The organism is Paenibacillus farraposensis (assembly GCF_020736845.1).
Classification (GTDB): Bacteria; Bacillota; Bacilli; order Paenibacillales; family Paenibacillaceae; genus Paenibacillus; species Paenibacillus farraposensis.
Genome location: NZ_JAFFQR010000105.1, coordinates 77839 through 102458 on the forward strand (window position 1 = coordinate 77839; position 24620 = coordinate 102458).

A 24620-nucleotide genomic window follows, 5' to 3' on the forward strand; every position below is an offset into this window, starting at 1 on the left:
CATCCTACTGGTACGCTGGTGGGGTGTTTATTTGTTTGCCGGAATGCCCTACCACAGAATATGTTTATACATATATTAAAGAGTAGAACAAGTAAAGGAGGTTAAGGCCATGAGTGGATATGAAGGTACAGGTGCATACGGCGGCGGTATGTGGACTTCTACAGCGGCAATTTTGGTGCTCTTTATCCTCTTGGTTATCATCACTAAAGCATTTTGGGTTTAATTTTGTGAAAAGAACGGCTGATTCCTACCGCTCTACTTGACTCATTTTGCCATAATAGCCCGTTGCACTTATTGGAATAACCAAAAGCCCAGCCAACCTTTAATGGCCGGCTGGGGAATATTTTTAAACTCTTTTCGTATAAAATGCGGCTTGAAAAAAGATTTCCATCTTCAAATCAAGCTTTAGCTTTATCACATACGCTACATAAATTGCAAAGCTCTGTTAACCTTGATTGGTCGGCAGAACTTTTTTTATTTTTGTAATCTTAATAGTGAACATATGTCTGTATATGATAATTTATATAGAGGAGTGATCGATAGGTTATTAGACACCAAACGTAAACAAGAAGACCGAGATCGTAATAGTAGAGAATAGATTTTGCAGCCTTATAGGTCAAGGCTATCACTTCTATAGATATCATATCTTAGACCAATCAGATATGTCGTGGTATATTGTTGACATCCAAGAGAGAACTGTAGAGCTTCTCTCCACTAGGTTCGAAAACACAGGGGTGAATATTGATGAGTAAAAAGACCATGTTCGAGAAAATTTGGGATAACCACGTCATCTATCAGGAAGCGGGAAAGCCGAGCATTTTGTACATTGATCTTCACTTGGTACATGAGGTAACCTCGCCGCAGGCGTTTGAGGGACTTCGTCTGAGCGGGCGCCAGGTGCGCCGTCCAGAGCTTACGTTTGCGACGATGGATCATAACGTACCGACAAAAGATCGCTACAATATTACGGACCCGATTTCCAAGCAGCAGATTGATACATTGACTCAAAATTGCCGGGATTTCGGTGTTACATTGTATGATCTGGATACGATTGATCAAGGTGTCGTTCACGTGATGGGACCTGAGCTTGGTCTGACTCACCCGGGGAAAACGATTGTTTGTGGTGACAGCCATACGTCCACACACGGCGCATTCGGGGCGCTTGCGTTTGGGATCGGAACAAGCGAGGTTGAGCATGTACTGGCGACGCAATGTCTTCAGCAGGCCAAGGCCAAAACGATGGAAGTTCGTTTTGTCGGTTGCCGCAAACCGGGTGTAACAGCAAAGGACATGATTCTGGGCGTTATTGCTAAATATGGTACTGATTTCGCTACAGGCTATGTTATTGAGTACACAGGTGAGTCCATCCGTGAATTGAGCATGGAAGAGCGCATGACGGTGTGCAATATGTCCATAGAAGGCGGAGCTAGAGCCGGCATGATCGCACCAGATGAAACGACCTTCAATTACTTGCGTGGACGTGAGCATGTACCGCAAGGAGCTGCTTTTGAGCAGGTAGTTGCTGAGTGGAAAAAGCTTGTAACAGATGAAGGCGCTGAGTTTGACACCGTGCTGGAGTTTGATGTAGATACTTTAATTCCGCAAGTGACTTGGGGCACCAGCCCGGGCATGGGTACAGATATTTCTTCGAACGTACCGATTCCGGCAGAATTGCCGACGGAAAATGAACGCAAAGCGGCTGAAAAAGCGCTTGAATATATGGATTTGAAGCCAGGCACTCCGATGACGGAGATTGCGATTGATTATGTGTTTATCGGTTCCTGCACAAACGGGCGGATTGAAGATTTGCGTGCTGCAGCCGAGGTTGCCAGAGGCTACCAGGTATCCGACAGAGTAACGGCAATCGTCGTACCAGGTTCGGGTCGTGTGAAAATTCAGGCTGAGCAGGAAGGGCTGGACGTTATTTTCAAGGAAGCCGGTTTTGAGTGGCGTGAAGCGGGATGCAGCATGTGTCTTGCGATGAATCCGGACGTACTTCAACCGGGACAGCGCTGTGCATCGACCTCTAACCGCAACTTTGAAGGTCGTCAGGGACGCGGAGGGCGAACTCACCTCGTATCCCCGGCAATGGCAGCCGCTGCGGCGATTCATGGACATTTTGTTGATGTACGGGATTGGAAATTCAAGCAGGAAGCAGTAGTCCGCTAGGATACGGGGAGGAATTTGTCATGGAAGCATTCACAACTTTAAAAGGAATTGTAGCTCCTGTGGATCGGGTAAACGTAGATACGGACGCTATTATTCCCAAGCAATTTTTGAAACGAATCGAACGCACAGGCTTTGGACAGTTTTTGTTCTACGAGTGGCGTTTTGATGAGGCGGGAAATATGAATCCTGAATTTGAACCGAACAAGCCTCGCTATGCAGGGGCATCTGTACTGATCTCTCGTGCCAACTTTGGCTGCGGCTCCTCTCGTGAGCATGCGCCGTGGGCGATTATGGACTATGGATTTCGCTGTGTCATCGCACCGTCTTTTGCCGATATCTTCTATAATAACTGCTTTAAAAATGGTATTTTGCCGATCAAGCTGTCTGAGGAGCAGGTAGAGGATTTATTCCAGCGCACAGCACAGAATGATAGCTACCAGTTGAACGTTGACCTCAATGAAAAAACAATTACAGACGATTATGGTCTGCAGATTGATTTTGATCTGGATGAGCATCGTCGCCAATTCCTGCTGCAAGGCTTGGATGACATTGGGTTGACGCTCCAGCACGAGGCTGAAATTCTGGCGTATGAGCAAAAGCGTGCTGCGAAGCAAGGTGCATAACCTCATTTGAACGACAAGCCCGTATCGGTAATTATATTGCCTGCGGGCTTTTGTTATATGAAGATAAATTGGCAAATAAGGGGTTGACGGCTCGACTGTGCATGGTATTGTAAATGTAGTAAGTAGAAAGATTATCCCTGTTCAAGAGCGTAAAATTACATACATAAGTTAGGGGAATGAGGATGAAGAAATACAGTTGGGTGATATGGGCGGCGATTTTGATCTGGTCGTGGCCGTCCTTCCCTCATGCGAATGCGGCTGGAGCAGACTTGTTTCTGGATGGTAAAAGAGTGGAGGCACCGGCGGATGCCAGGCCTGAAATGATCAATGGCAAGGTGATGGTACCGCTTCGGGTGGTTGGGGAGCAGCTTGGATATCAATTCAAGTGGGAGCCGCAAGCATATAAAATTTCAATTCAAAAAAACAGCACGGACATGTCCATGTACATAGGCCGCACGTCGGCTGATGTGAATGGAAAAACCGTTAGTCTGGATGCGCCTCCAATGCTTCGCGGCAATTCTACCATAGTTCCGCTGCGTTTTGTAGGCGAACAGATGGGCTTAAAAGTAGATTGGAATAATCAGAGCAAATCCGTAAATCTCAGTCAAAAGGCAGCAGCTCCACAGCAAAAGACTTCTGCCACTGCAACAACGACAACAAAAACCAAAACCAATGAAGCAGACAAGCATACTGCAACTGCAGCACCGTCCAAGCAGCAGAATACAGAGCAGCCCCAAGCAAATAGGCTGCTTGTGCACAACATAGCTTTTGCCGATGAAGTGCTAAAGATTTCTTTGAACCAACATGCAGATCCTAAAGTATCGCCAATGACAGGACCTGACCGCATTGTTGTGGATTTGCCAGGAGCAGCGCTGGCCCCTGAGTTTTCCCGCTCATTCCCCGTTCGCAGCGATGGTACTCGGGCATTGACGAATAGTAAGAGCGAAGACGTACAGGAAATCCGATTTGCTCCCTCTGATGAAACAAAAGGGGGTGTTCGTGTCGTCATTGCTTTGAATCAAGCACGGGATTACAAGCTTTCATCCAATAGCAAGGGTGAGATCACTCTCCAATTGCGTGAACGAAGTCAGAATCCGGTGGTCACACCGACCTATGTTGAAGGAAAGCGGATTGTCGTCATCGATCCCGGACATGGCGGCAAAGACCCTGGATCAGGCAGTATAGCTGGACGACACGAGAAGGAATTCACACTGGCTGTAGCATTGAAGGTTCAGCAGCTTTTGCAAGCCGACCCTGACATCCAGATTGTAATGACCCGCGATCGTGATACGTATCCGACGCTCGATGAGCGTGCCCAGCTTGCTAATGATCAACAGGCGGGCGTGTTTGTTTCCATTCATGGCAACAGCATGCCAGCCTCCAATAATGGAAAAGCCAATGGCTCTGAAACCTATTATGCTCGTCAGGAAAGCTCAAGCCTGGCGGCAATAATGCACAAACATCTTGTAGCGGCTACGGGCTTCAAGGATAACGGCATAAAGGTCGCCAACCATTTGGTAACAAGAAAATCACAAATGCCGGCTGTACTGCTGGAATGCGGCTATCTAAGCAATCCGTCTGATGAAGGAGCTATGTTCACGGAAGAAACACAGGAGAGAATAGCAGCAGGGATAGTCGATGGATTAAAAGAGTATTTTGCGACGGAAACGGAAACAACGGAACCGCTGAACTAGAACCGCTAGAAAAAAACTGTTTTCCACCTTTATGGGAATTTATGAAGGTGAAAAGCAGTTTTTTATGTTTTAAGCTTTGACTTTTGACGGGGAGCAAAGGAACTACACTTTGAGTCAAAATTCGACAAAAATAGTTCTTTGGTACGTATATTTCTGATATGATGGAATATATTCGCAACTTTTGGTGTGGAGTAACGTCTAAAAGGTTGTCTGATATTACATAAGCACGTATATCAGGTCGCCGCACCGGAGCATGTGGCAAAAAAATTATGAATGGAAGGGTGACGAATGAGGAAATTTGGTTTTTTGTTGTTATTATTTGTCTTCATGTGGGCGGTTCCGGGTTATGGACATGCGGCTTCGAGTGGCACACAAATCTATCTCGACGATCAACAGTTAAGTGTCCCTAGCGGTGCTAAGGCACAAGTAATTGGCGGAAGTACAATGGTTCCGCTACGCGTAATTTCTGAAAATTTAGGATATGACGTGACATGGAAGCAGCAGGCGCGAACCATAACGATTGAGAAGGACGGTACCTCAATCCGAATGATAATCGGAAGTAAGACGGCGACTGTCAATGGAAGTGACATTAGTCTGGATGCTTCGCCTCTGCTGCGTTCCAATTATGCCCTTGTACCGCTTCGCTTTATCGGGGAGCAAATGGGACTGGACGTAAAATGGGACAGCAGCTCCAAGTCCGTAAAATTATATACCCGCAGCAGCGGGTCTGGAAACGGGGAGTTTACACCTCCGAAATCCGGGAATAACAGAACAAACACAGGTAATGTAACTGCACCGGTTAATAATGTGAGTACAGGTGTTACGCCAGTGCAGGAAATCAGTTTCAGCCAAAATCGCTTAACCATTACCACTGCGGGCACCGTCAACCCTAAAGCGTTTACGATGACAGGTCCTGATCGGGTTGTTGTGGATTTGCCAGCAACTGCGTTTGCTGATCATTTTGGCGACCAGCAGAAGCTGGACAGCACCTTGAATGGCTCGCTGGACATTCAGAATGAAGCAGATGTGTCGGGTATCCGTTATTCCTTGTTCCAAAAGGAACCTTCTACGGTTCGTGTTGTTATTGATTTGAAACATCCGATGAAGTACTCTGCATATAATGATGATTCCAATCATATCTTTGTCGATCTGGCGTCCAAGGATTCCGTCTATACGACACCTGACGCAACGCTACCGGATGGCTCAAACGATGATTCACAGACGCAACCTAACAGTAATGGCAAAAAGATCGTTGTTATTGATGCCGGTCATGGAGCAAAAGATTCTGGAGCAGTCGGAATTTCGAGAAAAAATTACGAAAAGGCCTTCAATCTGGCCATGGCTTTGAAAGTGGAAAGCATCTTAAAGCAGAACCCCAAACTTCAGGTTGTGCTGACACGCAGTGACGACACCTTCCTGGAGCTTAAACAACGTGTAAAAGTAGCTGAGAATCTCAATGCTGATGTGTTTGTGTCCATCCATGCTAACAGCAGCGGCAGTTCAGCTTCCAACGGTACAGAAACGTATTACCAGCGGAGTGCAAGCAAAGCGTTCGCCAACGTAATGCATAAGTACTTTGCTCCTGCGACGGGTCTGGCAGACCGGGGCATTCGTTATGGCAATTTCCATGTTATTCGGGAAACGACTATGCCAGCCGTATTGCTTGAGGTAGGATATTTGAGTAATGCAAAAGAGGAAGCCACACTGTTTGATGAAGATTTCCAAAACCGGGTAGCTCAAGGGATTGCAGATGGCATCACAGCGTATCTTGGTGTAAAATAAATCTTCAACAAATCGCTTGCGAGCGTCAAGCAAGGAGGGGGACTTATGAATAAGAAAATCGTAATTGCAGGTCTGCTGGCATTGTTTGTCATAGCAGGCGCGGGTTGTGCCTCCAAGCAGACTGCAGCTCCGACAGCTCCGGCTCAGGAAACACAAACGCCTGCTGCGCCCAACACTACGCCTGGGCAAACAACCCCTGATTCAACTGCTCAGTCGGCTGAACATAACGGGGCGACTCAGGCTCCCGCATCCCCGTCAACAGAAACTGCAAACACCAAGACGGGAACAGAAAAATCAGGAGACCATCAAACAGAGCAGATCACGGTTTATTACACCGATACGCAAGAGAATGGCCTGAAAGAAGAGAAAAAGGAAATTACCTATCCGAGTGAGCTGGAAAAATACCAAAAGGCGTTTGAAGCTTTGCAAAAGAGCGGCAATTCCGCTTTGGTTCCATTGTGGTCTGATAAAATTTCCGTGCATAAGATCAAATTGGACAACGGAGCATTAACCATAGATATTTCTCTGCCGGACGAAGCACGTTTGGGTGCAGGCGGCGAGGAATTGGCGATTGATGCTTTGAAGAAAATGATGTTCCAGTTCAAAGAGATCAAAACACTGGATCTGCTTGTGGATGGACAGGCTCCTGAATCTTTAATGGGACATGTAGATTTGGAACATCCGATGAGCCGTTAACAGACCTGAACATTTGAAGATTTCTCGGAAATTTACACACTTTTCACGTGCAATTTGTGACAGATAATGATAATATAGGAGTGTATTTCTCGCCTATGCAGGCAGTCATGCACAAATAGTATTCGTTTCTTTCCGGATGATTATTTAGAGTGACCGTCTTGATGCGGGTTATCCCGTATCAGGACGTTTTTTTTGGCAGGAGGTAGGATTCCGTGAATGCAGCAACCGCACGTCATATATTGGACACCATCGGCACGATGTTTCCGGATGCCCAATGTGAGTTGAACCATGACAATGCTTTTGAATTAACGATTGCCGTGTTATTGTCAGCTCAATGCTCTGATCAGATGGTCAATAAAGTAACGGCAGACCTGTTTCAAAAATACAAGTCACCCGAGGATTATTTGGCTGTTCCCCTTGCGGAGCTGGAGCAGGATATTCGCAGAATCGGCTTGTACCGAAACAAGGCCAAGCATATTCATAACCTGTGCCGTATATTGATAGACCAGTACGGGGGAGAAGTACCGTCTGAGCATGATCAGCTGGTCAAGCTTCCCGGTGTGGGACGCAAAACGGCTAATGTCGTCGTATCTGTTGCATTTAACGTGCCGGCTATTGCAGTGGACACGCATGTAGAGCGCGTATCCAAGCGGCTGTGCCTTGCAGGATGGGATGATTCGGTGCTTGAAGTGGAAAAAAAGCTGATGAAAAGAGTACCTAAAGATGAATGGTCTTTGACCCACCACAGGCTTATTTTTTTCGGTCGCTACCATTGTAAAGCGCAAAACCCTCAATGTCAGATATGTCCGTTGCTCGATGTATGCAGGGAAGGCAAGAAACGTATGAAAACGTCCATTATCAGGAAAGATAAGGAACGTAAAGCTTAAAGACCCAGAGAGCTTGCAGAGGGTTTAACCATTTATGTGTAGAAAAGGATGAAGAGTAATGAAGTGCATTTCGGTATATACAGACAATTTTGAGGCGTTTTCTGATATTTTCGAGCAAATTGTATCAACAGAGTTTGCTGAAAATGAAGAGCGCGATCTGGAGGGAATCACGGTCAGCCATTCTGGTGATGTACCTGAGCACTATCTGGAACGCATGTCACAAAAGCCGGAAGTGGTCGTAATGAAGGACAAAGCCCGCGGAATTACGATTTTGCAGCATGGTCAAGTGTTTGAAATTTTGCTGCCGGTGCTTGAGGCAGCAGCAAATTAAGTTCAAGGGGTGGACATGCGCTGCATGGTCCGGTGGGTGCGGTTCGGCTGGTCTGACCAGCCTGAAGACGCATGATCTACACGAGTTCCCGATGTTCTAAAAGGCGTATGTACGTGATGAACAAGCTTATCCGTTGTTTACATATCTTGTTTCATATGTGCTTTTCAAGGTTTTGATGAGACATATTCGGTTGCCCAAATACTTATTCCTTTAATCCCGGGAGCGTGGTCAAACGCTTTGAGGCGGCAACGGACCTTATGGAAATGGAACAGGATATTGAAGCTTTGCTGTAATGAGAGTCTCTAAACAGAGCGTATGACCAAACATATCTTTAAACGAAAAAAGCGTTCTCCAAGTCGGACATTGGCAGAGCGCTTTTTCGTTTTTAATTGTGATGATTCTCACAGTGGCTCAAGAATGCTACAATAAAGCTGTTTGATGCTTTCAAGAGACAAGGAGTGGAACCGTAGCTTATGATGCAAACGATTACAGAAGATGCCGGCAAGTGGTCGGGCACGATAGAACAGATACGGAATAATTTGCGTAATGCCGGGGATGAGGCGGGAGCAAAGGCTTTTGCTGATCTACTGGAGAAAGCGAATGCGAACGAGCTGACCATTGCCTTTTGCGGGCATTTCTCGGCCGGTAAATCAAGCTTGATTAACAGCCTGTGCGGTAAAACGGTGTTGCCTTCCGGGCCGGTACCTACAAGCGCAAATGTAGTGTCCATCCGGTATGGACATTCGAAAGCATTCATTCATCCGGTCCGAACATCGGAAAACCCGGAGCCAAAGGTGCTGGAAACCTCTCTGGCCGAGCTGGCTGAATATTGCAAAAATGGCGGGGCCTATGAATCGGTTCAGGTATGGGAGGATATCCCCATGTTATCCGGGGGCGGAGTGCTGCTGGATACACCAGGCGTAGATTCCACTGACCAGGGACATGCGCTTGCGACGCATTCCGCTTTACATTGGGCAGATATCGTATTTTATGTGATGGATTACAACCATGTCCAATCTGAAAACAACTTGTCTTTTGCCAAAAGTTTATCGGATTGGGGCAAGCCATTATACTTGATCATCAATCAAATCGACAAACATCGGGAGCGGGAGCTTTCATTTGCACAATACCGCAATGAGGTGGAGACCAGCTTTCATGCGTGGCAGGTCCAATACGCAGATATCCTGTTTACTACCCTGAAAGAGCCGGATCACCCTTTGAACCAGCGGCCGCAGCTGCCGTTGTTGATCGAACAATTACTGCAGCGGAAAACGGAGCTGCTTGCTTATAGCCTGGTATCCTCGATGCAGCATTTGGTAGAGCAGCATGTAGCGTCCCAGCAGGCAGCGGAAGAAGAGGCATTGAGCACGCTGCTGGAAGAGGCAGGCGGGGCAGAAGCGATTTCGCGTCTGGCGATGGAGCAGGAAGCTCTGCAGCAAGAGGATGAACATTGGCGAATGCTGCCGGAACAGGAGCATAAGCGGCTGCGGCAAGAGGTGGATCGTCTGCTGGAGCACGCGCATTTGACGCCTGCGGAGCTGCGCGAAGCAGCGGGCGAATATCTGGAGAGCCGCAAGCCTGGCTTCAAAGCCGGGCTGTGGTTCAGTGGAGGAAAGACGGAGCGGGAAAAAGAGCGGCGCTTGCAGCGGCTGGCACAGATGCTGACCGACCAGGTGGAGGGACAATTGCTTCCCCACGTGCGGGAGCTGCTGAGAAGCTGGGGCGAGAGCTATGGATTGTGGTCGGCTAGGGCAGAGGAGGAGCTGGATGGCATTCGTCCGGTAACAAATTGGCAGTTGATTGAGCAAACGGTGAAGGAAACGGCGTTATCGCCAGAATACACGTTGAACTATTGTAAAGACCTCCGTGCCGCAGTGACGGCGGATTGCCGCCGCAAGGCGCTGGCGCTGCTTGAGCGCCTGCTGGCCCGGCTTACGGAGCAGGCCGGGGAGCATCGCGCGGCGCTTGCGCCGGCCAGGCATGCCCTGCTGGTGCAGGCGGATGCGGCAGGCCGCTACAGCACACGGGTGCGCGCTGCGGCAGCCCACGCCACCGCACTGCGCAGCCTGCTCCCGCAGGCCTCCGTGCCTGCCGCGTTGCCCCGCGCGGTTGCAGCCGCAGCCGACACCACGGCCCGGCCGGCGTCAGCCGCGCCTGCAAGTGCCGCACGCCTATCCGCCGCTGGCACACGCGCCGCATCGGCGTTGCCGCGTGCGGGCACAGAGGCAGCACAGCCTGCCGCCGGGGGGCGCCGCGCGCGGCTGGATGAAGCAGCGGCTCGGCTGAAAAAAGCCGCTGCCCTGGTGAACCCGTACCCGGCCATGCAGGCAACGGTACGGGATTTGTATGCCCGCGCGGCTGCGCTGGAAGGCGGGCAATTTACATTGGCGCTGTTCGGAGCGTTCAGTGCCGGGAAGTCCAGCTTCGCCAATGCTTTGCTGGGCGAAGCGGTGTTGCCCGTATCGCCGCATCCGACGACAGCGGCGATTAACCGGATTATGGCGCCTGCAAGCCAGGAGCGCCATGCAACCGCTGACGTCCACATGAAATCAGTGGACGCATTGCGGGACGATCTTCAATATTCGTTCCGGTTATTGGGATTGGGCGAACCGGAAGAAACGGGCTGGCAGAATGCCGTGCATGAGCTGTCCCCGGAAGGAATTCACCCTGCTGGCAGGCCGCATTATAGCTTTTTGAAGGCCGCTGCGGCCGGATGGGAGGAAGCCGAACACCTGCTGGGTCAACAGCTTCACGTCAATCTGGAACAGTATCGGGATTTTGTTGCGTCCGAGCGCAAGTCATGCTTTGTGGAACATATCGACCTTTATTATGATTGCGCACTGACCCGCCAGGGCATCGTATTGGTCGACACGCCTGGAGCGGATTCTGTGAACGCACGGCACACAGGTGTGACCTTTAATTATATGAAGCATGCCGACGCTCTTGTATTTATTACGTATTACAACCATGCGTTTACGCAAGGAGACCGCCAATTTTTGAACCAGCTTGGCCGTGTTAAAGAGGCGCTCGCGCTGGAACAGACCTTTTTTATCGTCAATGCCTCAGATCTGGCTTCATCCGAAGAAGAACTGCAATCCGTAACCCGGCATGTACAGGAACAATTGCAGGCGAACGGTATACGTAAACCGCGTATTTATCCGCTGTCCAGTATGCTGGCATTGGAAGCAGCCGAACAGGGAGAGCCTTCGCTGCGTGCGGCTTCCCGTTTTGACGGGTTTGAACAGGATTTTTCGGCATTCGCGGCTGAAGAATTGGCGGGATTGTCCATTACTTCTGCCATGCAGGAGCTGGGCCGGCTGCGCAACCGGATAGAACAGCATGCTGCGGATGCCCGGTATAGCGTGGAAGAACGCGCAATCCGATTAGAGCGATTACAACGCATTCGCAGCGAATTGGAGCATTTACTCCACAGCGTGTCTGTCAGCAGCGGCACAGCCGTCTTATCAGGTGAAACTGATGAATTGCTGTATCATGTGCGTCAACGGCTGGCTTACCGGACTGGAGAGTTTACGGCTGAAGCCTTTCACCCGTCAGTTTTGCGTGAAGGTGCAGGGGATCTTCGCTCAGCCTTTGCCTCTTGCGGTCGTGAGTTGATGCGTTTGATTGAACTGGAGCTGTCCCAGGAACTATTGGCAACCACACTCAGGCTGGAAAAAACAGGCCAAGCCTTGGTACACAAGGCTGTACAGCGATGTGTGCAAGAGATGAACGAAAGGCTGGGCGGATTGGATTGCACAGCTCCTGAAGCCAGAGCATGGGCTGTACCTGAACTGATCGGAATTTCGCTGCAGGATTCCGTTGCCTGGAAGGAGTATTGGAGTACCTTCAAAAATCCGAAAGCATTTTTTGAAGGGACAGGCCGGATGAATTTGCAATCCAGACTGGAACCGATGCTGCGCGAGAAAGTTGCAGAAGCGGTGGAACTGCAGCGGGAACGAATGTCTTCCTTTTATGCTGCACGGATGCAGGAGGAGCTGGCATGGCAGACGGCACAGCTTCGGGAGCAAATGCAGGAAACGCTTGACGGTATAGAGCATGCACTCACAGGTGACGAGCAGCCGCAGGTCTGGGAAGAGCTGGCAGCCCTTATTGCGAACCTGGAGCAGGTAAAAACGCTGGCGTAACGCCATCAACATGATTATGTATGTAACTCTATACACGATTGCTGGATGCTTCAGGACACCGGGCTTGCGGGACAACCCGGTGTTTTGTGCATGTTCCAAAAGAAAAGGAATATGGAGGAAAGAGCCATATTCAATGACAAGAAAGCGATTTAATTTGTATAATCACCCGCTAATTGCGAACTTGTCTGAAAATGGTCTATTATCCTCTCTGCCGCCTTGGAAAGCGAATGGTAAACTTCACTAAGCCATATAACAACGTCGTGCAACAATGGAGGGACTTGACATGGAAGTGCTCAGGCATCTGCAGGTTTTTTTTCATGAGAGGAGATATTATCTGTTTCTGTCCATTCTATGCCTTGCGATAGCGACAGCCCTGGGACTGGTGTATCCGAACCTGCTTCAAAGGCTCATTGATAACGCTATCATTCCCGGTGACTTCGAGCGAGTCCCGGTGCTGGCTCTGACTGTGCTGGGTGTCGTGATCATCAAAGCATTTATGCAGTTTCTGCATGTTTTTTTTGGCGGACGGCTGGGCAACTATTTGGCGTACCAGCTCCGTAATGCCTGTTACGAAAAGCTGCAATTTCTGTCCTTCAGATATTATGATACTGCCAAAACAGGGGATTTAATGTCACGGCTGACAGGCGATCTGGAGGCTATTCGCAATTTCATTGGGTTTGGTTTTGCCCAACTCCTCAACGTAATACTGATGGTCGTATTCAATTCGATCATGATGCTGTATATCAACTGGCAGCTCACCCTCTTTACGATGATCAGCATGCCTTTGCTGCTCTTCGTCACCTTTAAGTTCGAATCCCGGATTCATCCCACCTTTCAGGAAATGCGGCTTGCGCTCAGCGCCTTGACGACAGCAGTACAGCGGGTGTGCGCACCGTCAAATCCTTTGCGCGCGAAGCTTATGAGGTTGAAAAGTTTTCATTACGGAATGAACGGTATAAACGGAATCAGATTGAGGCTGCTTCCTTGTGGAGCCTTTTCTTCCCCGCCATGGAGCTGATTGCTTCGGTCAGCGTGGTCCTTTTGCTGGGTATGGGGGGATACCTGGTCATTATGAAGGCGATGACTTTGAGGCAGCTTGTTGCTTTTTTAGTTTGATTTGCTATATTATCGGGCCGATCTGGAGCATTGGCTTTCATATTAATAACTATACGCCGACTACATAAATCAGGCTCCAGACAGTGTATCCGAAAGGCAGGCGAGACCATGAATGTTCCCGCAGAAAAAGCTGATCCGTTAAAAAAGCCGACGAATCAACGTTTTGTATATCAGGATGATGAAGCGATCGACAAACCATTTAACTGGCCAGAGTTCAAACGTTTGCTTGCCTACATGAAGCCTTATGCGACTTCATCATTCACCTGCCGGACGGCTATGAGACAGAGGTGGAGGAGCGGGGCGGCATGCTGTCTATGGGCCAGCGTCAGCTTCTGTCCTTTTCCCGGGCTTTGCTGGCTGATCCGCGAATTCTTACTTTGGATGAAGCGACAGCCAGCATTGATACCGAAACGGAGCTGAAAATTCAGGACGCTCTTCAGGTCCTGCTGAAAGACAGAACGTCTTTTATGGTCGCTCACCGTTTGTCTACCATTCGGAATGCGGATCATATTATCGTATTGGATCACGGGCAGATTCAGGAAAGTGGTAATCATGAACAATTGATGAAAAAACATGGAATATATCGGGGGTTGGTGGAAGCATAGTTCAGATTTTTGTAAAAAAAAGATCAAAAAATCGCGTTTTTTGTAAATTTTCGTGCCGAGCACTATTGCATTCTTGCAGCTAAACCCTGAAAATAAAGATGAAAAAAGAACAGAGCAATATCGTCAGAGGGGGAAGAGTTCAAGATGTGGGGTGCTCCTTTTTCTGCCAACGCTAAGAAAATGCTGCTCCTGGGCAGTGGCGAATTGGGGAAAGAAGTCATTATTGAAGCTCAGCGGCTTGGCGTGGAGTGCATTGCAGTAGACCGGTATGAACTGGCTCCGGCAATGCAGGTGGCCCATCGTTCTCATTGTCTGGATATGCAGGATGCTGAGGCGTTGAAGACACTGATTCGTAAGGAAAAGCCCGACATAATTGTACCTGAAATCGAAGCTATTGCTACGGGTGCTTTGGAAGAATTGGAGCAAGAGGGATTTCACGTAGTACCAACAGCCCGGGCCGCTCGTCTTACGATGGACCGGGAGGGCATTCGCAGACTTGCCGCCGAGAAGCTACAGCTTCCGACTGCTGCCTACCGCTTTGCAGATGATTTGGAGCAGTTGCGGTCGGCGATTCATGAGCTTGGCACACCCTGTGTAGTCAAGCCACTGATGAGTTCGTCGGGTAAAGGGCAGTCTGTATGCCGGATACCTGAGGATGCAGAATCCTGCTGGAAAACAGCGCTGGAAGGCGCGCGTGCCAAAACAACACGAGTCATTGTAGAAGCTTTTGTCCCCTTTGAGAGTGAAATTACATTATTGACCGTCAGATCGGTATCAGGTACGACTTTTTGCCCACCGATCGGCCATATTCAGCAAGACGGGGATTATGTCGAATCCTGGCAGCCCCATGGCATGACGGACAAGCAGCTTTCAGAGGCACAGAACATTGCCCGTGCGATTACGGATGAATTGGGTGGTTATGGTTTGTTTGGCGTGGAGCTGTTTTTAACAGCTGATAGCGTCATATTCAGTGAAGTATCGCCTCGGCCGCATGATACCGGGATGGTCACAATGATTACACAGGATTTGTCGGAATTTGCACTTCATGTACGGGCAATTCTCGGTTTTCCGGTGCCGTCAGTCACACTGCTGACCCCAGGGGCTTCAGCTACCTTGAAGGCAGGACTGGCTGCACGAGATTTCAAAGTAAGCGGTATAGATGATGCGTTGTTGCTGCCCCGGACACAGGTGCGAGTGTTCGGGAAGCCTGAAACCAAGCCGGGACGCCGGATGGCTGTAGCGCTTAGCGCTGCAGGAGATGTGGAGACAGCACGGAAGACGGCCAAGAAAGCTGCTATTATGCTGAAAGTGGAGGTAAATCATGTCTAACAATATGATGATTCCAGTACTGACCATTCGTTTAGTTGAGCTTGACGATTGCGAAGCCGTAACTGGATTACTAAGAGAAGTCGGATATCCGATGACTTGTGGTGTAATGAAAGAAGTTATGGGAACCACGCAGGAGGATAGTCAAGCCAATATGATGGTTGCAGAAATGGATGGTCGTGTTGTCGGTGTAATCGGCATGCATACGGCTCAAAGTTTGGCTTATCCCGAACCTGCTGTACAAATCACCATGCTGGTCGTGAGTGGGGAGTGTCGCGGCGAGGGCATTGGCAAACGTCTGGTGGCTAGTGGTGAAGAATGGGGGCGTGCGCAAGGATGCTACCAATTGTTCATTACCGGAGCGAATAACCGCATCAAACAAGTAGAGGCACATGCCTTCTACAACCGGATCGGTTTTGAAAAACAAGGCTATCGTTTCAGTAAAAAGCTTAAATAAAAAGCCCGGATAAAATCAAAGTTATATATCAAAGCCTTATTTTTCATATTTCCATCGATCAGTCCCGTGCTGGCTATTGCCAGACGGGACTATTTTTTTACCAACTTTTACACCATTGTTCCTGCTAGAAAACATGATATACTGCTAGAGTAAAGATTACAAAGTTGTAACCGGCATGTGTACAGAGAACATGCACTCAACAAATTATTTATACAACAAGGAGATGACGAAATGAAGAATATGTTGAAAAAAACACTGGTGATGGGTAGTTTGGGCGCCGTTTTATCCGCAGGATTCATCGTTCCGGCATCAGCTTCACCAGCTGACGATTTGTCGGCGCAATTGCAACAATGGCTGCAAAATAGCGGATATAGCGTTCAATTGTCCAATGGGATGACGACAATAACGAAGAACACAACTACAAAGAACGCAACTACGGATTGTTTCGGACAGGGCAATGCTAACACTCAAACAGCAAATCCTTTCGCAGGCAAGCAAGGAAGCAAACAGGGGAACCAAAATGCTTCACAGTCTGCTCACAAGCAGCAAAATCAAGCTCAGAACACCAAGACTAATGCAGGTCAGTCCGCAGGATCGGATGCACAGCAAAGCAAGTCTCAATTTGCAGCAGAGGTTGTAAAGCTGGTAAACAACGAACGCAGCAAAAACGGTCTGAAGCCGCTAACTTCCGACGCAAAACTTACGGAAGTAGCTTTGGCTAAAGCGAAGGATATGAGCACTAACAATTACTTTTCTCACACATCGCCGACCTATGGCTCGCCATTTGATATGATGAAGAAATTCGGTGTAAGTTATACGTACGCAGGTGAAAATATTGCAATGGGTCAAAAAACCCCACAAGAAGTAATGAACGCCTGGATGAACAGCCAAGGACACCGTGAAAATATTCTGAAGCCAGAATATACGCAAATTGGTGTGGCGTACTACAATGGATATTGGGTACAAGAATTCACACGTAACTAAAAAGATAGCAAAGACCGCATCGGGTCCTGGAATAGGAAGGGACAATGCGTTAAACTTAAGGCCTGCTGACACATTCAGCGGGCCTTTTATGTTATTTCTTTATCCGATGGTATCCAACTCTTGCTTCATGCCAAAACAGGCATCAAATCGGGGGGCCATTTGCCATCCTTTTTACATACATGCTTCATGGCTTCCGGAGCGGTTTATTTGCAAAATGATAAGAGAAGCTTTATGTTTATTTCACTAAGCTATCAGGAGGGAACACGAGTGAATTCATCAAAATGGATTTGGCGGTCTGTCGGCTCTGTGTCCATCGCCGCCACACTGTTATTATTATTCGGATTTGTTGCCGCAGTGCGAAGCATCATGGCTCCAGAGCCGATGGTTAGCACTCAACCTATAAATACCGGTTCATCACAGACACAATCGGCGCCAGCTGCCCCGACTCAGACGGGAGAGTTTCGCGTGGCTGCCATTGGAGATTCGCTGGCCAAAGGAACGGGGGATGACTCTGGCAGCGGGTTTGTACGCCGAGCGGTGGACTTGCTAAATGAACAGGAAGGCCATCAGGCACGGCTTATCAATAATCTGGGGATTAATGGACTGACGACACAAGGATTATTAACCAAGTTGGATGAGCCTGGTGTGGCCTATGTTTTGAAAAAGGCAAACGTTATTATTGTCTCCATTGGAGGCAATGATTTATTTCAGGGAGCACAGGCTGCTGAGACCGGTAAAGAGCCGCCTACACTCAGCGATTTACGCAAAGCATTGCCGGATGCCTCCAAACGATTGCAAAAAGTACTGACCAAAGTCGGAAAAATCAATCCGAAAGCTAAAATCATCTATGTTGGCCTGTATAACCCATTCAGTGATCTGCATGGAGTGAAAATTCCCGGCAATCTCATTGTAACCGAATGGAATCTGGCTGCAATGGCGGTTACCAATCAAAACAGTAATATGACGCTGGTTCCAACTTTCGATCTATTCCAGCAAAATCTTCCGGTTTATTTGTCATCTGATCATTTTCATCCCAACGGACAGGGGTATCAGGCGATCGCTGAACGGATAGCGCAAGGGTTTGCTGTTACAGCTACAGGGGATCCCAATCATGCGGATGATAAGCAGCAATCCACAAGCAGACAACCCGCTGAAGGCAAGAAGGGAGGCAATAAATCATGAGCATTCAATCTGCTGACAAGGCTGAAGCTGAAGCGGTAAAGGATTCAACATCTACGAATGCAGCATCCAGCTTTCATGCCGATAACCAGACCGAAAGTGCAGATCGGGACGATAGCATCAAGGAAACAGTCCTCTCTGTTCAGCATGTCAAGAAACGGATCAAACGTAAAATGATTATTCATGATGTAACGTTTGACGTCCGGGCGGGTGAAATTTTTGGATTTCTCGGCCCGAATGGTGCCGGAAAAACGACGACGATCCGTATGCTGGTAGACTTAATTAAGCCTACGGAAGGGACGATTACGGTGTGCGGCCACAATGTGAACCGTGATCCCGAGCAGGCCTTACAGCATATTGGCTCTATCGTGGAAAATCCGGAGGTGTACGGCTACCTGACAGGTTGGGAGAACCTGGAGCATTTTGCCCGTATGCAGCCAGGCATAGATGAGCATCGCATTCGCGAGGTGGTGGAGCTCGTTCGGCTCGAGCGCCGTATCCACGACAAGGTAAGCACGTATTCGCTGGGCATGCGCCAGCGTCTGGGCATAGCCCAAGCTTTGCTTGGCAGACCGAAGCTGCTCATTCTGGACGAGCCGACGAATGGCCTTGACCCGAAGGGGATTAAGGAAATGAGAGCATTTATCCGTCTGCTGGCTTCCGAGGGCATGGCCGTGTTTGTTTCCAGTCACTTGCTCAGCGAAATCCAGCTGTTATGTGATCGTGTGGCCATTATAAGCCGGGGCAAGGTGCTGGCTGTCGGCGGTGTACGGGAATTGGTCGAAACCCATTCGAGGCTGGCTGTGTGGCAACTGGAGCCACATGATCAAGGACTTGCCCTATTGCAAAAATCGCCGTATGTGCAAATCATTACAAATGCGGACGAGGCAGTGGATGACAGCATTGTGGCAGCCAGCGGAGACGAGGCCATTTTTACAGAAATGGATGAAGAACATATTGCGGAGCTGGTCGCACAAATGACAGCTTCCGGCATTTCCGTTAAAGGTGTGACCAAAATCAACCCGACATTGGAACAGCTATTCCTGAAAATGACAGAAGGTGAGATACTTGAATAACATTTTTCCGCTTATCCAAAATGAAACTCTAAAAATTATCAAGAAGAAACGATTTTATGTCATTTTACTTGTTTTGCTTGTGTTAGTGCCGATTTTTACGTACGCTCAATTGAAGGTGGCGCAAAATAATCGTGAAAAATTCGGAAGTGACTGGCGGCTGGAGCTGCGTCAGGCGATTACGGATAACCAAAACTCGCTCGGCAGCGACCGGGTTCCCGAGGAATGGAAAACCTATCGGCGGGTTTTTGTCCAGCAGATGCAGTATTATCTGGAAAACGACGTGAATCCGAATGAGCCGAGTGGTGTCACCTTTACCAGAGAATTTATGGATAATTCCATCAATCTGTTTATTCCGCTGCTGATTATGGGAATTGCCTCCGATCTGGTCTCAGGAGAACGGACGACGGGCACGATAAAAATGCTGCTGACCCGTCCTGTCAGGCGATGGAAAATATTGCTGAGCAAGCTGCTGACCCTATATATGTTCGTGTCACTCATTATTTTAAGTGTATTCGTGATTAGCTACCTGATCTCAGGCTTGTTTTTTGGGTTCCGCGGTTTTAACGTGCCTGTATTTACCGGCTTCCAAATTATCGGCTCGGCGGTGGATGTGTCTGCGGTTCATGCGATTCCGCAATGGTATTATCTCATTTTGCAAGCCGGATTGATCTGGTTTGTCAGTCTCGTGGTAGCATCGCTGGCATTTATGGTTTCCGTGCTGGTACGCAGTACAGCGGCAAGCATCGTAGTCATGATGGCTGCGCTTATTTCGGGCACCATATTGACAAACATGGCCTCATCTTGGCAGAGCGCTAAATATTTATTTATGGTTAACCTCGAATTAACCGATTATTTATCTGGGAGCCCTGCACCGATAGAGGGGATGACATTGCCCTTTTCTTTAATTGTACTGGGCATCTGGGGGGCAGCAGCGTTGATTGTTTCATTCGCCGTCTTTACGAAACGGGATATATTGAATTAAAATGGACAAGGTAAAAGAAAACATCTGTTTGCATTTTTGGTGAATATCATCAAGAATAAGGCAAAACACGGTTATGATTAGACAAAGGGGGAGCATGAATGGTCGACAAAATCGACTTGTCTGCGGAAGCATCCGACACTCGAAACGGAGCTTTAGAATATGGCGCGGACGACATTCAAGTGCTCGAAGGGCTTGTGGCAGTTCGCAAACGGCCGGGCATGTACATTGGGAGTACCAGTTCTTCGGGGCTGCATCATTTGGTATGGGAAATTGTAGATAACGCGGTGGATGAGCATCTCGCCAAGTTTTGCTCGCGCATTGATATTACAATTCATAAGGACGGCTCCGCTACGGTAACAGACAATGGGCGGGGTATCCCAACGGGAATGCACAAAATGGGAGTACCTACGCCTCAGGTTGTATTCACTATTTTGCACGCTGGAGGCAAGTTCGGTGGTTCGGGATATAAGAAGTCCGGCGGCCTGCACGGTGTGGGGGCGTCCGTAACGAATGCTCTTTCGGAATGGCTTGAAGTGGAAATTTACCGGGACGGCAAGATTCACCGTCAACGGTTTGAATATTGGCAGGACAAGAAGGGCGTAGAGCATGTCGGGGAACCGACCACAGGCCTTGAAGTGCTGGGCAATACCAACAAAACAGGCACGAAAATTACATTCAAACCAGACGTTCGCGTTTTCCAGGGAGGCATTCACTTTAACTATGATACGCTGGCTGAGCGTCTTCAGGAAATTGCTTTTCTGAATTCGGGACTTCGTATTGGGCTTAAAGATGAACGCAGCGGGAAGTCGGATGAATATTATTATGAGGGCGGAGCAAGCCAGTTTGTCGCTTTTCTGAATGAGGGTAAGGATGTACTGCATGATGTTATTCACTTTAATGCAGAAAAAGAAGACATTGAAGTAGAAATTGCCATTCAGTATAATGCGGGGTATACAGAGACGATTGCTTCGTTTGTTAACTCGATTCCGACACGCGGCGGAGGGACGCATGAGACCGGATTCAAAACCGCCTACACGCGTGTCATGAATGAATATGCGCGCCGAACGGCGATGTTAAAGGAAAAGGATAAGAACCTCGAGGGCAATGATCTGCGTGAAGGCATGATGGCTGTGATCAGTGTCAAGATGGCTGAGGTTGAATTTGTCGGTCAGACAAAGGATCAGCTGGGTAGCGCATCGGCACGGAGTACAGTGGATGCCATCGTATCTGAGCAGATGCAGCGGTTTCTGGAAGAAAATCCGCAGATCGCACAAACCTTGATCAGGAAAGCCATTCAGGCCTCCAAGGCTAGGGAAGCTGCACGCAAGGCGCGGGACGAAATGCGTTCGGGCAAGAAACGCAGTGAAAGCTCCAATTTGAATGGCAAGCTGTCGCCTGCACAATCCAAGGATTTTACACGGAGTGAGTTGTTTATTGTGGAAGGTGATTCTGCCGGGGGCTCGGCCAAACAGGGACGGGATTCCAAAATCCAGGCCATTTTGCCGTTAAAGGGCAAGCCAATGAATCCAGAGAAATCCAGACTGGCGGACATTATGAAAAATGATGAGTACCGTGCGATTACAGCAGCGATCGGGGCGGGGGTAGGAACAGAGTTTTCGCTGGAGGACAGCAATTATTCCAAAATCATTATTATGACCGATGCAGATACGGATGGCGCACACATTCAAGTATTGCTTCTGACGTTCTTTTATCGGTATATGAAAGAGCTGATTGATGCAGGACGCGTCTATATTGCTCAGCCGCCGCTATATAAAATAACCCGCAAATCGGGTAAGCTCGAAACGGTGCGTTATGCTTGGAACGATGAGCAGCTTGAAAATTATTTAAAAGAGTTCGGGCGGAATTTTGAGCTTCAACGCTATAAAGGACTTGGCGAGATGAACCCCGAGCAGTTATGGGAAACGACAATGAATCCCGAATCACGCACCCTGTTGCGCGTTCAGATTGAGGATGCTGCCAAGGCTGAACGCCGTGTATCCACATTGATGGGCGACAAGGTGGACCCGCGCAAGCGCTGGATCGTGGAAAACGTGGATTTCACGGAATATGTAGAGTAGTGCTATTAAATGAGGTGTAGACATGAGCTTATCGGAGCAATTTTTGCCAGCTTTTCTGGAGGAAGTGGTCGGTGACCGGTTCGGTCGATATTCCAAATATATTATTCAGGATCGGGCGATCCCTGATGTGCGGGACGGATTAAAGCCGGTACAACGCCGTATCCTGTATGCGATGTACGATTCAGGCAATACGCCTGATAAAGCATATCGTAAATCCGCCAAAACGGTCGGAGATGTTATGGGTAATTACCATCCTCACGGCGACTCTTCGATCTACGAGGGTATGGTTCGGATGGCGCAGCCCTGGAAAATGAGCCACGTTCTGGTGGACGGTCACGGCAATTGGGGATCACAGGATGATGATCCGGCGGCGGCCATGCGTTATACGGAGGCGCGCCTGTCTCCAATCGCACTCGAACTTCTGCGTGATATCGAGAAGCGGACGGTTTTGTTCAAGGACAACTTTGATAACTCGGCCAAGGAACCTGTAGTTCTCCCATCCCGTTATCCGAATCTGCTGGTGAACGGCTCCAGCGGGATTTCGGCAGGATTTGCGACGGAGATTCCAACGCATAGCCTGCGCGAGGTTATTGATGCCACCATTGCAGTGATGGAAAAGCCTGAGATTGAGCTGGAAGAGATCATGACCTTTATCAAAGGCCCGGATTTCCCGACAGGCGGACTCATTATGGGTGGTGAAGGCATCAAGGAAGCTTACAGAACAGGCAAAGGACGGATTTATATCCGTTCCAAAACGGAGATTCAGTCTTTGCGTGGAGGCAAGCAGCAGCTGGTCATTACAGAGATTCCATACCAGGTTGTCAAATCAAGGCTCGTAACCGCCATGGAAAATATCCGTCTGGAGAAGAAGGTAGAAGGGATTGCCGAGGTCCGTGACGAGAGTGGGCGTAACGGCTTGCGTATTGTTGTTGAGCTGAAGAAGGAAGCTGATGCGGAAGGGATTTTGGCCTATCTGCTGAAAAAAACCGATCTTCAGGTGGCCTACAACTTCAATATGGTAGCCATCGTGAACAAAGCGCCGCACCAGCTTGGATTAAAATCCATTTTGGAAGCGTATATTGCACACCAGCGCGAGGTGATCACAAACCGTATCAAGTTTGAACTGGAAAAGGCGGAGGACCGCGCCCATGTACTGGAAGGTTTGGTCAAGGCGCTAAACATTCTGGATGAGGTCATCGCAGCTATCAAAGCTTCCAAAAATCGCCAGGATGCGCAAAATAATCTGCAATGGATGTTTGGCTTTACGGAACGTCAGGCGGATTCGATCTTGACCTTGCAATTGTATCGCCTTACGAACCTGGAAATTACCACACTTGAAAAAGAACTGGGTGACATTCAGAAAAAAATCACCCAATACCGTTCCATTCTGGAAAGCGACCGCAAGCTAATTAGTCTGATTCGCAAGGAACTGCTGGAAATTCGTGAAAAGTACGGCATCGACCGTCGTTCGGAGATCCAGGGTGAGGTAGAAGAGATCAAGGTCAATCTGGAGGTCATGGTTGCGGCCGAGGATGTACTGCTGACCCTCTCAAAAGATGGCTATGTGAAACGTACAAGTATGCTGTCGTTTACTCGTTCCGGGGGAGAACGTTCAAGTGCCGGTGTAAAAGAAGGGGACTACATCACCCAATTCCTTGATGTGAATACACTGGATGTGCTGCTCGTCTTCACCCAGCGCGGACAATACTTTTTATTGCCTGTGCATCAGGTACCGGAGTATAAATGGAAAGAACCGGGCACTCCGATTGTCAACGTCATTTCGCTATCGAAAGAAGATCGTATCGTCAGTGTAATTCCGATCAAAAACATCGAGGAAATCGGCAAAAGTCTGGTGTTCGTGACCAAGAAAGGGCAAGTCAAGCGAACAGAGCTGAAAGAATATGCAACCAAACGCTCCAGCGCTGTAGCAGCCTGCAAGGTAGCAGTAGATGATGAGGTATTGTCAGTAACGTTGAGCGATGGCAGCCAAGATATTATGCTAATTACCCGTGCAGGAATGAGCATACGCTTCAAGGAGCAAGAGGTAAATGCGATGGGCCGCGTCTCGGCGGGTGTCAAAGGGATGCAGCTGGCGGAAGGCGATGAAATTGTTGCAGCGCTATGGGTAGCAGAGGATGAAGGAGAAGTGCTGGTGCTGACTGAATCCGGTTATGGGAAGCGTTCGCTATTGCTGGATTATCCGTCTCAGGGAAGAGGCGGCAAAGGGATTATTACCTTCGAATTCAAGGAAGGCAAGCGGGTGCGGTCAAACGGCACTCGAATCGTGGCTGCCTTCTACTGCCGTGAAGCTATTCAATTCCAGGTCATCACTGCCGAAGGACAAATGCTGTCGTTCCATTCGGAAAAAGTCCCATTGATGGACCGCAAGGATACGGGCAAGCTGCTGGCCCCTGTGGAAAAGAAAGACGAAATTGTGAATGTACTGCCGCATAGTGAGCCACAGACTTCACCATCAGAAGAATAATTGAA

General features: G+C 48.8%; 17 protein-coding genes and 1 pseudogene. All 18 read left to right on the plus strand.

What is annotated here, in order from left to right:
* The first annotated feature begins 109 nt into the window (after nt 1-109).
* The 18 genes and pseudogenes from JO375_RS16770 (at nt 110) to gyrA (ending at nt 24615) form a co-directional block, all read left to right on the plus strand.
* Nucleotides 110-223 (plus strand): YjcZ family sporulation protein, encoded by a 114-nt coding sequence (locus JO375_RS16770; RefSeq protein ID WP_229525535.1) that lies wholly within the window; start codon nt 110-112, stop codon nt 221-223.
* Nucleotides 224-744: 521 nt separating this feature from the next.
* Nucleotides 745-2169, plus strand: a complete 1425-nt coding sequence (gene leuC, locus JO375_RS16775) for a 3-isopropylmalate dehydratase large subunit (protein ID WP_229525536.1) — start codon at nt 745-747, stop codon at nt 2167-2169.
* Between the two features lie 20 nt (nt 2170-2189).
* Nucleotides 2190-2792, plus strand: coding sequence for a 3-isopropylmalate dehydratase small subunit (leuD, locus tag JO375_RS16780; RefSeq protein ID WP_229525537.1), 603 nt, complete (start codon nt 2190-2192; stop codon nt 2790-2792).
* Between the two features lie 182 nt (nt 2793-2974).
* Nucleotides 2975-4486, plus strand: a complete 1512-nt coding sequence (locus tag JO375_RS16785; RefSeq protein WP_229525538.1) for an N-acetylmuramoyl-L-alanine amidase family protein — start codon at nt 2975-2977, stop codon at nt 4484-4486.
* A 288-nt stretch (nt 4487-4774) separates the two neighbouring features.
* Nucleotides 4775-6268: an N-acetylmuramoyl-L-alanine amidase family protein gene (locus JO375_RS16790; RefSeq protein WP_229525539.1), complete on the plus strand. Its 1494-nt coding sequence runs from the start codon at nt 4775-4777 to the stop codon at nt 6266-6268.
* 45 nt (nt 6269-6313) lie between these two features.
* Nucleotides 6314-6964 (plus strand): GerMN domain-containing protein, encoded by a 651-nt coding sequence (locus JO375_RS16795; RefSeq protein ID WP_229525540.1) that lies wholly within the window; start codon nt 6314-6316, stop codon nt 6962-6964.
* Between the two features lie 212 nt (nt 6965-7176).
* Complete coding sequence (nth, locus tag JO375_RS16800) at nt 7177-7851, plus strand: endonuclease III (protein WP_229525541.1); 675 nt, start codon at nt 7177-7179, stop codon at nt 7849-7851.
* Between the two features lie 58 nt (nt 7852-7909).
* A complete protein-coding gene (locus JO375_RS16805) occupies nt 7910-8182 on the plus strand; it encodes an NAD/NADP transhydrogenase alpha subunit (protein WP_229525542.1) in 273 nt (90 codons plus the stop codon).
* Between the two features lie 473 nt (nt 8183-8655).
* Nucleotides 8656-12327: a dynamin family protein gene (locus JO375_RS16810; RefSeq protein WP_229525543.1), complete on the plus strand. Its 3672-nt coding sequence runs from the start codon at nt 8656-8658 to the stop codon at nt 12325-12327.
* Nucleotides 12328-12610: 283 nt separating this feature from the next.
* Nucleotides 12611-14048, plus strand: a pseudogene (locus JO375_RS16815) (ABC transporter ATP-binding protein).
* A gap of 144 nt (nt 14049-14192) precedes the next feature.
* Complete coding sequence (gene purT / locus JO375_RS16820) at nt 14193-15377, plus strand: formate-dependent phosphoribosylglycinamide formyltransferase (protein WP_229525544.1); 1185 nt, start codon at nt 14193-14195, stop codon at nt 15375-15377.
* Entirely contained in the window at nt 15370-15831 is a 462-nt protein-coding gene (locus JO375_RS16825) for a GNAT family N-acetyltransferase (protein WP_229525545.1), read from the plus strand. The genes purT and JO375_RS16825 overlap by 8 nt, the downstream gene beginning before the upstream one ends.
* 231 nt (nt 15832-16062) lie before the next feature.
* Nucleotides 16063-16815 (plus strand): CAP domain-containing protein, encoded by a 753-nt coding sequence (locus JO375_RS16830; RefSeq protein WP_229525546.1) that lies wholly within the window; start codon nt 16063-16065, stop codon nt 16813-16815.
* A gap of 231 nt (nt 16816-17046) precedes the next feature.
* Entirely contained in the window at nt 17047-17997 is a 951-nt protein-coding gene (locus JO375_RS16835; protein ID WP_229525547.1) for a GDSL-type esterase/lipase family protein, read from the plus strand.
* Nucleotides 17994-19070 (plus strand): ABC transporter ATP-binding protein, encoded by a 1077-nt coding sequence (locus JO375_RS16840; protein WP_229525548.1) that lies wholly within the window; start codon nt 17994-17996, stop codon nt 19068-19070. Before JO375_RS16835 ends, JO375_RS16840 begins: the two co-directional genes overlap by 4 nt.
* Nucleotides 19063-20052 carry an ABC transporter permease gene (locus tag JO375_RS16845; protein WP_229525549.1) on the plus strand — a complete coding sequence of 330 codons (990 nt, stop codon included), beginning with the start codon at nt 19063-19065 and terminating at the stop codon, nt 20050-20052. Before JO375_RS16840 ends, JO375_RS16845 begins: the two co-directional genes overlap by 8 nt.
* Nucleotides 20053-20150: 98 nt before the next feature.
* A complete protein-coding gene (gene parE / locus JO375_RS16850; RefSeq protein ID WP_229525550.1) occupies nt 20151-22130 on the plus strand; it encodes a DNA topoisomerase IV subunit B in 1980 nt (659 codons plus the stop codon).
* 22 nt (nt 22131-22152) lie between these two features.
* Nucleotides 22153-24615 (plus strand): DNA gyrase subunit A, encoded by a 2463-nt coding sequence (gene gyrA, locus JO375_RS16855; RefSeq protein ID WP_229525551.1) that lies wholly within the window; start codon nt 22153-22155, stop codon nt 24613-24615.
* Nucleotides 24616-24620: the final 5 nt, after the last annotated feature.